The following is a 12,780-nucleotide window of genomic DNA, read 5'->3' as shown; positions in this document are numbered from 1 at the left end:
AGAATATGGCAAAGATAGTGTAGAATACACCAAATATTTTGCAGGTAAAATGGTAGAGTCTTTAGTAACAGAATTGAGTCATTTGGGATACAATCTTTTGATAGAGGGAACTTTACGAACGATTGACGTTCCAAAGAAAACAGCACAACTCTTGAAAAGTAGGGGATATGAAGTACAATTAGCAATAATTGCGACAAAGCCCGAATTGTTCTATCTGAGCACCCTTATCCGATACGAAGAACTGTACGCTATCAATCCAAATCAAGCACGCGCAACTCCAAAAGAACATCATGATTTCATTGTAAATCATCTAGTTGATAATACACGACAATTGGAAGAACTGGCTATCGTTGAAAGAATTCAAATTTATCAACGAGATAGAAGTTGTGTATATGATTCAGGAGAAAATACAACTTCAGCAGCAGATGTTCTTCAAGAGTTACTGTTTGGGGAGTGGAGTCAGGTAGAGAAAGAGATGCTTAAAACTGGAGAAGAAAGATTGAAAGATTTAACTAATCGAAATGGTTGTTAGATCTTGAGTTTAAAAATATAGTCTACTTATAACTTTTGTTAGTTGTTCAAGGTGGGCGAAAATTTTTTAGAACTAAAAAACGCATAGTCTCAGGTGTTGAAAAACTTGAAATTATGCGTTTTATTATGTGACTATTAGTCCGACTCGCTCCGCTAGGTGCGAGACAAAAAAAATCACTCGCTATGCGAGTGCGCGTCGAATGTTATGCCAAAAAAACTCCGAACTTGATACAATAAAGGTGTTCAAGCCAATGTTAGGAAGTATTCCACCGAGGATAAGTGTTTCGAGTTTCATGGGTTATTTAAAAGGTAAAAGTACACTTAGGATGTTGGACAGGCATACCAATCTAAAGTACAAGTTTGGGAATCGGCATTTCTGGGCGGAAGGTTATTATGTGAGTACAGTAGGGCTTAATGAAGCCACAATTAAGAAATATATTCAAGAACAGGAAAAGCATGATATAGCACTAGATAAATGAAGTGTGAAAGAATATGAGGATCCCTTTAGGGATAGTGGTAAGTAATACTAAAGCAGCCTCTTTGAGAGGCAAGTGACGAGTCAAGAGCAATAAGGCTTGAACAACGTGAAAGCCAGCGACTTTAGGCGCTGGCTGGTAATTTGGGCTTATAGCTCTGGGACAAACCACCCGTTAGACGGGTGGTCATGATTATAAGAGCGATGAGTTATAAATATTTTGAAATGAGTTTATTTTCCGTTAGAGTGGTAGTATCTTATGATTAAATAGATTTCAATAATTCTTATAATTTTTCAGATGGTTGATTGTTGAAAATCTTTAAAGAATCTTCATTTGTTAGCTTTATATCACGTGTTAAACTGATTGTAGGCACTATCCTATCTCCTATCACTACTTAAATTTATTATAGCTTATTTCAAAAAGATTTTCAATTTGGAATTGAATAATCTTCCTAATTTTGTGCTGCGTAGCTGGATGATTTAACTTTTTTGGTAACTCTTATTAAGTGCTAGTAAACTGATTATATAAATCAACAGTTGAACAATACCTATATATTGAAATATTTGCCAATTTTTAAAATCAATCCATGATGCAAACATAGTTCCGAAAGGAGCAAAGATACCACTAATAGTGAATATGATGCTAAAAATGCGTCCTAAGAAATTGGAATCTATAGAAACTTGGAGATGTGACATTAAATTCACATTGAACATTGAAACAGTTGTAGAGAACAGAGAAAATAAAATCAATAAGATAATTTGCGAGGACTGAAAAAGATTAATAAGTATTAAGGAGACTGCACCTGGCAATAAGAAATGAAGAAAGTATCTCGGTTCAATTTTTTTCTTGTTTAGACTGATGATAAGAGCTCCTATGATACTTCCGATAGATTGAGAAACGAGAATATAGGCAAAAATTTGATGAAATTGAGAAAACGTTGCTGTGAATGGAAGATAGAAGGAATAGATCGCATCTAAGAAGTTTAGAAAAGCGGAAGAAATTAAAATGGTTAGGAGTGTTTTGTCTTCATAGAGGTAGGTAAAACCTTCTTTTAATCCAGTAAAAAATTTTGATTGGATAGTATTATGGTGATGTAAAATGTGAAAACGATATTCACACAAAGCTGAAATAATAAAAGAGAAAGAGTTAATCAGCATACCATATCTAAATCCAAATTGATGGATAACAAAGACGGAAGCTAGCGGTGCTCCAACTCCAACAATCTCAGCCACTATTTTAGAAATAGAGTTATAGGTAAAGATTCCATCGCTGGAAAGAAGGTCTTTTATAATAGCCTTATAAGCTGGGCCGTTAAAACTAAATAAAATAGCCAGTAATATATTGACAACAACCAATATCCAGATATTTTGCGGATTATAAAATAAAAATAGTAAGAAAGTTGCAATTGCAGCAATCACATCTGTTAGAATGAGCATGCGTTTTCTATCGCTAAAATCAGCAACATATCCTGCAAATAGATTAAATAGTAAGCGAACAATGGATTCGCTAGACTGATAAAGCATCATAAAGAATGAGGATTGAACGGTAAGGTTTGCGATTAATAATTTATTGGCATAATCAAAAATAATATTACCCAAGTTTGTTGTTTGTCCCCTGATAATCAGTAGTAGGATATTTTTATTCTCTTTGTTCATACTTATATTCCTCAAGTAGCTCGTTTATGAGTGTAAATTCCTTCTCATTCTTTACACTAGTAGTGATGAGATAGCGTAAATCATCTAGTGAATGAGCAGGGCAGTTTATCTTTTCAGGATATTCTCTAAAAAATTCGATAGGGATAGGGAGCTTTGGAGGAGCTTGATGATGGCCATTCTGAAAAATAGCTAAAGTCAGTGCAATTTTACTGGGCGATGTTGGAATCTCTGCTGGTATAGAAACACTATTTATAAGGTTCCAGTAAGTATCTAGGATATCAATTTGAAATGCACATTTGATAAGCAAAGGAATATTTCCTCCACCAAACCGCTTTCCAATTTCACAAAAGCTTACCTCATCAGTAGTGGAGTTATAAAAGAACTCTGCATGGAAAGGATGTATTTTCTCAGTTCCTAAACTGTCCAATACTTTTTGGGTCTCAGTTTTTAATCGTTGAATGAAGAGGGGATTATTATAGTGAGAGTTTGTACGGACGATATTGATGAAGGTTGTTTTAATATCTAGGATATTTCCTATATATTCATGTGTAAAAAAGTATTGGATTTTTCCATTAATAGCTATACCATCACAAGTAAACATGGTATCAAATTGTTCCTGACTTTCTAAAAGAAAATTCTCAGCTGTATAATACTCTGGTATTTGAGAGATAATATGAATATCTTTGCCAGAAGCTTCACATCTAGGTTTAATCAGAAAGGTATTAGGAAGAATATCATTTGGGTTCAATAGTTGAGGCTGACTGATTTGTTCACTCAGCTGAGTGCGCATGATTTTCTTGTCTTTATAAGTATAAGCGATTTTCCAAGCCTCTTCATCGGAGGTAAAAAGCGATTTTAAGATACCGACAATATGCATGAGTCCTTCATCTAGTGTGAAAATATCCTCTATGTTCTGTATATCTTTGAAAAAAAAGAGTAGATTAATTTGACTAAAATCATCTATACAAAAAATTTGGTTCTTTAAAAATCCAACTGAAAGATAATTTTTTTCTTGTCTGCTAGGACAGATAATACCTAAATTTTCGTTTGCTTTAATACCAATACTTGCAGGAGAAAAGCGATAAATAAAATATTTCATTTTTTATACCTCGTGTTTTCTAACACCCAAGTCTCAGCTCCTAAGAGATTGTTTTTTGTTTCTCGGAATGTTGAACCATGACAAGAAAAACCGACAACAGCATCTGCACTGTGAAAAGCAGAATGCAACTGTTTACCAATTTGCGTGTAAGTAATATAGTCAAAGATAGAATACTGTTCTTTTATCGTTTCCGTTAGTTCTGGGAGTTGTTGGATGACTCCTTCCATTTTGGCAGTTAGGAGCCAGCCAGTAACTGGAAATACGGTTGGAAGTATGGGTAAGGTGTCACTACAGATGGCTGTCAAGAGAAGCTCAAGAGGATTGTAGGTCAGTTTATATTGTAGATTTTGACGAATCCGTGCACCACCAATGCGTGAAGCAATTTCCAAAAAAATGATTTCGTGTCCATCGTAAAACACCTCTAAGTGAAAAAGAAATGTTCCATTGGGATAAAGTCCATGGCTTAGTGTAGAAGCATAGTCAACAAGCTTATTGAACTGTTCTGAAGTATGGTCTAAGGAAACCGCTGCAGCTGAGATACCTTTTTTAATGAGCAAGGGATTGTAGATATATTGGGAAGGTTCACAGTAGATGATATTCCCCTGATAAACAAAGCCATCTATGTGATAGACATCTGCATAGATGTATTCTTGAACAAGGACAGTCTTATCTTTCCAAAAATGATCAGAATGAAAGGAAACCAAATCAGTCTCTCTCTTTAAATGAAAAGTATCAACAGAACCAGCTCCATCCAAAGGTTTTAGAATAATATCTTCATGTTCTTTGAAAAAGTTTTTCAATTCCTCATAAGATGAGATTTTCCGGGAATGGGGGATTTTAAAACCTAGTTCATTAACTTTCTGTGTCATTTTACTCTTATCACGGAAAGTTTTAGCTTGACTGACTGATTGTCCTTTAATATGAAATTGTTCTCGTAATTCTGCAGCCAATACCATATCAAACTCATCTAAAGCAACAATCGCATCGAAATGAGATCGTTGTAGGATTCCTTGTGAGGTTTCTTTTCTCTTTTCAGGATAATGTTGGGTAGTAACTAGAGTGACATTGGTTGGTTTATTCGTTTCAAATGATTCTACTTTGCTATCATCAATCAGGAGTGTATAGTGATGATTTTTGGAAAGACAAGAGTAAATATCAGTGTAAGTTTCACGATAGGGGTGTAAGATAAGTAATTTTGCCATGATTATTTATAACTTTCTATTGGATTTTGATAGAGGTTTTTATGCGAATCTCTATAATAAGCAAAGTTGCTCGGCAATTCAGGTAGTTTGTAAGTGGGATCAATCTGACTTTTGTAGAGTTTATAAGGGATCCCTAATGTTTGATAGGCATAGTCTGCCCCCATTGTATCCCTATTCTTTTTGACTTTCTTTAACGCTTTATTGATATTTCGAGAGTATTCCTTGTATTGTTTTAGTAATTCGATTTTAATCGATGGAAACTCATTAAAAATAAGTTCTACTGAGATGTTGTGAATATCACACTCTAAAAAAATTTCCCTAGCTACCTTTTTTAGGGCATAGCTGTGTCTATGATTGCCAAATTTTCCAATTTCTGGGAATAAAAAGTTTAATGCTTCTAGTTGACTGATGAAAAAATGTGCTAGTTCATGGCTATTAGAAAGTCTATATAACCTATTGTAGGTAGCCAGAAAAGTTTGTGACTCGTAAATAGACTTAGCCTGTTCACGAATCATATCTAATCGTAAAGGAAAGAAGACACTGTCTAATTGAGACTGAAATCCTCCTTGAAAATTGATTAGAACAAAATTTGCTAATGTTACCAAACCATCGTGGTAATTACTACAAATTTTAATGTAGTAATGATTCCCTGATAAAGGAACATGACACTGAAGTCGATTTTTATCAATTTCGATAATGTGATTAGTAACGTTGTACAGTTGACCAAGGATATCAGTCATTTTTGGACATATAATATAAATGTTATCGAAAGGAATCCATTTATTTAAAAATTTTGTGATAAAGGTTTCAATAATTTGTCCATATTTCTCTTCATGGAAGGAAAATAAACTAATTAAAGTTTGGCATGGGGTAGAGATAGGGTTTACTAAGTTAGCAGGGTAGACATTTCGGAAACAAACTTGTTCTTTTACATATAAACCATCTTTCTTTTCTTTAAAATACTCTAGCTCATCTTGAATGGGTGAAAAAGTAAATAAGTTCTTTTCTTCTCTTATCAAAGGCGATGATGGGAGAGTCTGAGCTTTAAAGATACGTTGTAAATCGTCACTATAAGTATTCTTTGCCATTGATTTTACCTCGGCTATCGACTTTGTTGATTGCAAATGGTTTGTTGGGTATATCTAATAGATAATCCTTGTTAATTTCTTTTACAATGTGTTTAGATATATCTGCAATTAGCTTGACAGAGGGATGTCTTCCATCTTCTTGGAAAGGATGATTATTTTTTTCGACATAGTATTTGAATAGTTCATATTCAGGAAAGTAATAGTCGTCCCCTAATTCCATAATGGCTTCTTTGATAATACGATAATTTTCAGTCGTAGCCAAATGCAGATTATGAAACTTTTCAGAAGCTTTAAGAAGTACATAGGGAATTGAAAATTGAATCTTAATTTTAGGGTTAATAAGTTGTACAACTCGCATAATTTGTTTAGCAAAATTAAGTATATCGTCGGACGATAGATAGACATTCTTAATTTCAGGATTGAGAAATTGATTCTTTGGAAGTCTATTCATAATATGGTTGACTTTAGACCACATTTCAACAGAACCTAGAGATAGTATTAATAAATCTGACTCAGTTAGTGCTGTTTTGACATAATTGTCAATGTTTAAATTTTGATGTAGAACAGCTTCGTAACTTTCCGACTTATTCCAAAAACGAATTTCATCATAGAACACCTTTTGTTTGGAATCTATTAAAATATGATGATCCAATTCAAGTGCAATAACTTCTAAATCCTTTAGCAAGGAAGGAGCATTAAAAATGGTCTCGTAAGGAGAAAAAGTTTTAATTTGACTGTTGGAAAAATAGTCAATACCGAGTGATAAATTTCGTGCTGTACATGCTCCTAAGAAGCATATTTTTTCAGGACGATAAGTTAGAAAATATTTAGATTCATTTGATGAGTAAAAATGTAAGCTATCCATATAGTTCACCATCATATCCTAGAATATTTAATATGGTTTGAATATTACCGAAGCCACGCATAACTTGGTCAAAGTTTAATAGCACAGCGGATTCAATATTTAATTGTACTATTCCCATCAATATCGCCATTCCAGCGCGTATATCTTTGATATTGTATGTGTTGGATTGATAATTCGTGAGTGATAATTTGTCTAGTGTTTTTAAAGCACCATTATCTAATACTTTAATTCGTATACCTAGCTTCTCTAATTCAGCCACATGACTGGCTCTATGAATAAAAACTTCATCAAATAGAATGGAAGATATATTATGAGATGCTAGAAATTCTGATACAATGGGACCTAAATCAGTGGTGATAAATGGTGCAGCACCTAATCTTAGAAATTCAAAATACTCGGTTTCTATTTGAAATACTTTTTTGAATTGAATTGTGTGTTTATCTTCAATAATTTTTAATCCTAATTTTGTAAAAAGTTCAATGTAACTTTGGGGAATATCTTTGATAAGTATATTATCGAAAATGATATTTTCTAGCTCATCCCAGAATAGTAAAACATAGGATATAAGCATAGACATATCAGGAGGTAAGGTTATTTCAGTATTGACTATATCAATAGAATCTACTTTAGGGATTAAAATTTTATCAGATGTTAAATATTCTACAGTTCGATTAGTAGCTGATTCTAGTAATGTAATGAGGTAGCACACAGTAGGGTCTGGTGAAAGTCCGTTGATTCTAATTTCATTTGGATAAACATATGCCAAACTAATAGCATTGAAGAAAGCACCAACACTTTTACTCCCATCAGCGTAACAATTCAATGTGATATTTTTATTTAGTAAGTCATTTTTCTCAGAATAAAAGATTTTATTCTCTTCGTTATAGGTGTAGTTCGCTACGGTGGAGAGAATGTCAAGGTGTAAGTCAATAGGTCTAAAGCAAAAGTCATCTCCTCCAGGGAATGTGAACAACAGACGATGATAGCGATAGGTCAAAGCTGAGATAATACCGATGCTGGCTCGACTAATTTTATTAAGAGAGATGATGTCTTTAGGTGTATTTGTAGATTGGATTTCAATGGTGTCTTCACAGGTATATGAGTCAGACCAATGATTATTCCCTAGTTCATACAAAATATTTAAAAAGTCAAAAGCAGTGGGACAATTTCTAATAACTAATTTATGCTTATTCAGAAATAAGCTAGACAATAGAATATGAACACCAATAACTTTATCACCTTCAATCTTGATGTGATTTTTTAGAGTGGTAGAATTTTTACCCTGACTTTTCTTTTGCAATTTCATATTAAAGTGCTTAGGTAAAATGTCATCTGCTGTTTTAGAGAAGCTTTCTTTAGTCAAAGAACTTGGTTGATTTAAACTAACTTCTAAATCTTCGAAGGATATTTCTAGTAGTTTTGCATAAGCTATTAAGTCTTTAACATTGATATCACGAGAGCCATTTTCCCAGTTTGAGATAGCCTGTCGGCTTAGTTTTAATTGATTTGCTACAAATTCTTGAGTAAACCCCATTGATAATCTACGCTGTTTTAAAAAGTCACCAATCATAGGCGTATGTCTCCCTTATGTTAATTTGGTTATTATTATACTCGTATAAAATAAAATTTCAAGAATTTTCAGGCAACATTTTGTTGCGTAGCATGATGATCTAATATCTTCTGTAAATGGGGCGTACTTGTTTATGTCTAGGAGGACTGATGCGTCAGTTCTCCCGTTTTTATTTATGTGACTATTAGTCCGTCTCGCACCTAACGGAGCGAGACGGACTGAAAGGCACATAATATAAAAAAGCCTCACCAAAAAAAATTCTGGTGGGGCTTTTGGTGGGGAACCAATCAATTTTGACTGATTTTTAACCTTTTATAATAACCTAAAGTGCTGTTAAAACAACCATTTCACTTCAAATCATGTTTATAAATCATTCCCACTCAACAGTTGCAGGTGGTTTACTTGTGATATCGTAGACGATACGGTTAACGTGGTCAACTTCGTTTACGATGCGCACAGAAATCTTTTGGAGGACTTCCCAAGGGATCTTAGCGAAGTCAGCTGTCATACCATCGATAGAAGTGATAGCACGGATAGCGATGGTGTAGTCGTAAGTACGTCCATCTCCCATAACACCTACTGAACGAACGCCAGTGTTAACAGTGAAGTATTGCCAGATATCGCGGTCAAGACCTGCTTTAGCAATTTCTTCACGAAGGATAGCGTCTGATTCGCGAACTGTTTCAAGTTTCTCTTCAGTGATTTCACCCATGACACGAATAGCAAGACCTGGACCTGGGAATGGTTGGCGCCATACGATGTGGTCTGGCATGCCAAGTTCTGTACCAAGGGCACGAACTTCATCTTTGTAAAGAGTGTTGAGTGGTTCGATGAGTTCAAACTGCATGTCTTCTGGAAGTCCACCTACGTTGTGGTGAGACTTGATGGTTTGAGCAGTATCGGTACCAGACTCAATCACGTCAGTATAAAGAGTTCCTTGAGCAAGGAATTTCACATCTGTTAGTTTGCTTGCTTCGTCATCAAAGACATAAACAAACTCGTTACCGATAATCTTCCGTTTTTGTTCAGGATCAGATACACCAGCCAATTTATCAAGGAAACGTTTGGCAGCATCTGCTTTGACAATGTTCAAACCAAACTTACCACCAAGCATATCCATAACTTGGTCAGCTTCACCTTTACGGAGAAGACCGTGGTCTACAAAAATACAGATCAATTGATCCCCGATGGCTTTTTGGAGAAGAACCCCAACAACAGAAGAGTCAACACCACCAGAAAGTCCGAGGAGAACACGTTTGTCTCCAACTTTCTCACGGATTTGTTTGATTTGCATCTCGATGAAGTTATCCATTGTCCAGTCGCCTTTGGCACCACAGATGTTCAAGGCAAAGTTACGGAGGATATCATAACCGTGTACTGAGTGGCGAACTTCAGGGTGGAATTGGATACCATAGATTTTCTTGTCTGGATTTTCAATAGATGCGTAAGGACAGTCAGCAGAAGTTCCAGTACGAACAAAATCAGCAGGAATTTCTGTAACAGCATCCCCATGGCTCATCAAGACAAGTTGCTCATCTGGAGTACCCGCAAAAAGAGCTGATTCTGTGTGAGTCAATGTTGATTGACCGTATTCACGGTTACCAGCATCGCCAGCAGGAACAACCTTACCACCAAGCTTGTGAGTCAATAGCTGCATACCATAGCAGATTCCCAAAATCGGAATTCCAAGTTCAAAAATCTCTGGATCAATATCAAATGATCCTTCTTCGTAAACAGAGTTTGGACCACCTGAAAGTACAATCCCGATAGGATTGATAGCGCGGACTTCGTCAGCCGAAATCTTGTGACTTTTTAGTTCTGAAAAGACACCAATCTCACGGATACGACGTGAGATGAGTTGGTTGTACTGGCTACCATAGTCCAGTACGATGATCTTTTCGACATCTTGCAAATCAGTTGAAATGTTGCTCATCTTTTCCCTTTCTTAAAAGAAATATCTTCTTGAATATTCTATCATAAAAGGGTTAGAATTACCAACCAAACAAGTGCGGTTTGACTTTTCCCTATGAGATAGGGTACAATGGAAAAAATAAAGAAAAGAAGTGAGCAAGCATGTTACCAGCTTATATGAAAATCCACGACCAAATCAAGAAAGACATTGATGAGGGAAGTTGGAAAATTGGGGAAAGACTTCCAAGTGAGCGAGACTTAGCTGAGGAATTTGAAGTTAGCCGTATGACCCTGCGTCAAGCCATCTCCCTTTTGGTCGAGGAAGGAGTTTTGGAGCGTCGTGTGGGTAGCGGGACCTTTGTTTCTAGTACTCGTGTTCAGGAAAAAATGCGTGGAACGACTAGTTTTACGGAGATTGTAAAAGCTCAGGGTAAAACACCATCGAGTCATCTGATTTCCTATCGTCGAACGATCCCTAATGAGCAAGAAGTTGAAAAATTAGGGATCAAGGCTACTGAAAATATTATCCGGATGGAACGTGTTCGTTATGCAGATCAAGTTCCTGTAGTCTACGAGGTGGCTTCTATTCCTGAGAAATTTATCAAAAATTTTAAGAAAGAAGAAGTAACCAAGCATTTCTTTCAAACCTTGCAGAAACATGGTTATCGGATTGGTAAATCTCACCAGACCATTTATGCCCGCCTAGCCAAGGAAAAAATTGCTTATTACTTAGAGGTCGAAAAAGGGCATGCTATATTAGGACTGACTCAGGTGTCTTACTTTGATGATGGTACAGCTTTCGAGTATGTAAAGAGCCAATACGTCGGAGAACGTTTTGAGTTTTATCTAGAAAATAATTAGTTTTAACAATACTCTTGAAGTAAAATCAGATCTACTTTAAGAGTTTTTTTTATTTGGTTTGGATTAGAAAACATTTTCCTTCTGATAAAAATAGTAATCATACGAGTATTTTTCAAAGATTCGTGTTATAATAGTTAGGTTATATGGTCCCGATAAGGTGGCAGGATTGATTGCAAATACTCTTCCTACCAGTTCTTTGTAACTCTATAACGAATATTTTTTAAGGGGGGACATTTTTATGTCAGAACGTAAACTTTTCACGTCTGAATCTGTATCTGAGGGGCACCCAGATAAGATTGCAGACCAAATTTCAGATGCTATCTTGGATGCTATTTTAGAGCAAGATCCAGAAGCCCACGTTGCTGCTGAAACAGCTGTTTATACTGGTTCAGTGCATGTCTTTGGTGAAATTTCAACTACTGCTTATGTAGATATTAACCGAGTAGTTCGTGATACCATTGCAGAGATCGGTTATACCAATACTGAGTATGGATTCTCAGCTGAAACAGTAGGAGTTCATCCATCATTGGTAGAGCAATCTCCAGATATCGCTCAAGGTGTTAATGAAGCCTTGGAAGTTCGTGGAAATGCGGATCAAGATCCACTTGATTTGATTGGAGCTGGAGACCAAGGTCTCATGTTTGGTTTTGCGGTGGATGAAACTGAAGAACTTATGCCATTGCCAATCTCACTCAGCCACAAGTTGGTTCGTCGTTTAGCAGAGCTTCGTAAGTCTGGTGAAATTAGCTACCTTCGTCCAGATGCTAAATCTCAAGTTACTGTTGAGTACGATGAAAATGACCAGCCAGTGCGCGTGGATACAGTCGTTATTTCAACTCAACACGATCCAGAAGTGAGCAATGAACAAATTCATGAAGATGTGATTAACAAGGTTATCAAAGAAGTGATTCCAGCTTCTTATCTTGACGATGAGACTAAATTCTTCATCAATCCAACAGGTCGTTTCGTTATCGGAGGTCCTCAAGGGGACTCAGGTTTGACGGGTCGTAAGATCATCGTAGATACTTATGGTGGTTACTCACGTCACGGTGGTGGCGCTTTCTCTGGTAAGGATGCGACTAAGGTTGACCGTTCAGCATCTTATGCAGCTCGCTATATTGCCAAAAACATTGTTGCTGCAGGCCTTGCTAAGAAAGCAGAAGTACAATTGGCTTACGCAATTGGTGTAGCCCAACCTGTATCTGTTCGTATCGATACCTTCGGTACTGGTACAGTAGCGGAAAGCAAGCTTGAAAAAGCAGCGCGTCAAATTTTTGACCTTCGTCCAGCAGGAATCATTCAAATGCTTGACCTCAAACGTCCAATCTACCGTCAAACAGCGGCTTATGGACATATGGGACGTACAGATATCGACCTTCCATGGGAACGCTTGGATAAGGTTGATGCCTTGAAAGAAGCAGTTAAATAAAGTAAAAAGGAGTTGATTTAAACTCCTTTTTAGTTATGATTTATTGAGCGATATTCTTCAAAAAAGGGCTCTATAATTTCTGTAGTGGGTAAA

Annotated in this window: 11 protein-coding genes; 4 read left to right on the top strand and 7 right to left on the bottom strand. The window is 36.0% G+C overall.

Annotated features, from left to right (window positions below):
- Both HMPREF2837_RS10125 and tnpA read left to right on the top strand, forming a co-directional pair.
- Positions 1-532: zeta toxin family protein (locus HMPREF2837_RS10125; RefSeq protein ID WP_075230920.1), on the top strand; the 532-nt coding region annotated here is incomplete at its 5' end.
- A gap of 127 nt (positions 533-659) precedes the next feature.
- Positions 660-1,010, top strand: a complete 351-nt coding sequence (tnpA, locus tag HMPREF2837_RS11995; RefSeq protein ID WP_398578172.1) for an IS200/IS605 family transposase — start codon at positions 660-662, stop codon at positions 1,008-1,010.
- Between the two features lie 476 nt (positions 1,011-1,486).
- Here the strand turns inward: tnpA and HMPREF2837_RS10115 are convergent, their stop codons facing one another.
- The 7 genes from HMPREF2837_RS10115 to guaA all read right to left on the bottom strand — a co-directional run bounded on the left by HMPREF2837_RS10115 (position 1,487) and on the right by guaA (position 10,419).
- Positions 1,487-2,662, bottom strand: a complete 1,176-nt coding sequence (locus HMPREF2837_RS10115) for an MFS transporter (RefSeq protein ID WP_007521749.1) — start codon at positions 2,660-2,662, stop codon at positions 1,487-1,489.
- Entirely contained in the window at positions 2,646-3,761 is a 1,116-nt protein-coding gene (locus tag HMPREF2837_RS10110) for an ATP-grasp domain-containing protein (RefSeq protein WP_007521752.1), read from the bottom strand. Before HMPREF2837_RS10110 ends, HMPREF2837_RS10115 begins: the two co-directional genes overlap by 17 nt.
- Positions 3,758-4,963: an ATP-grasp domain-containing protein gene (locus HMPREF2837_RS10105; protein ID WP_007521754.1), complete on the bottom strand. Its 1,206-nt coding sequence runs from the start codon at positions 4,961-4,963 to the stop codon at positions 3,758-3,760. The genes HMPREF2837_RS10110 and HMPREF2837_RS10105 overlap by 4 nt, the downstream gene beginning before the upstream one ends.
- A 2-nt stretch (positions 4,964-4,965) precedes the next feature.
- Positions 4,966-6,051 (bottom strand): hypothetical protein, encoded by a 1,086-nt coding sequence (locus HMPREF2837_RS10100; RefSeq protein ID WP_007521756.1) that lies wholly within the window; start codon positions 6,049-6,051, stop codon positions 4,966-4,968.
- Complete coding sequence (locus HMPREF2837_RS10095; protein ID WP_007521758.1) at positions 6,032-6,916, bottom strand: GSCFA domain-containing protein; 885 nt, start codon at positions 6,914-6,916, stop codon at positions 6,032-6,034. Before HMPREF2837_RS10095 ends, HMPREF2837_RS10100 begins: the two co-directional genes overlap by 20 nt.
- Positions 6,909-8,486: a helix-turn-helix domain-containing protein gene (locus HMPREF2837_RS10090; RefSeq protein WP_075230919.1), complete on the bottom strand. Its 1,578-nt coding sequence runs from the start codon at positions 8,484-8,486 to the stop codon at positions 6,909-6,911. Before HMPREF2837_RS10090 ends, HMPREF2837_RS10095 begins: the two co-directional genes overlap by 8 nt.
- 370 nt (positions 8,487-8,856) lie before the next feature.
- A complete protein-coding gene (gene guaA, locus HMPREF2837_RS10085; protein ID WP_004253965.1) occupies positions 8,857-10,419 on the bottom strand; it encodes a glutamine-hydrolyzing GMP synthase in 1,563 nt (520 codons plus the stop codon).
- A 140-nt stretch (positions 10,420-10,559) separates the two neighbouring features.
- Between guaA and HMPREF2837_RS10080 the strand changes: the two genes are divergently transcribed.
- Positions 10,560-11,258 carry a GntR family transcriptional regulator gene (locus tag HMPREF2837_RS10080; protein ID WP_049549685.1) on the top strand — a complete coding sequence of 233 codons (699 nt, stop codon included), beginning with the start codon at positions 10,560-10,562 and terminating at the stop codon, positions 11,256-11,258.
- A gap of 238 nt (positions 11,259-11,496) precedes the next feature.
- Positions 11,497-12,687: a methionine adenosyltransferase gene (gene metK, locus HMPREF2837_RS10075; protein WP_049549686.1), complete on the top strand. Its 1,191-nt coding sequence runs from the start codon at positions 11,497-11,499 to the stop codon at positions 12,685-12,687.
- The last annotated feature ends 93 nt before the right edge of the window (positions 12,688-12,780 follow it).

This window comes from Streptococcus sp. HMSC071D03 (assembly GCF_001812125.1).
Lineage (GTDB): Bacteria > Bacillota > Bacilli > Lactobacillales > Streptococcaceae > Streptococcus > Streptococcus pseudopneumoniae_N.
The sequence above is the reverse complement of the archived record's forward strand: the minus strand, read 5'-3'. Positions and strand labels throughout refer to the sequence as shown.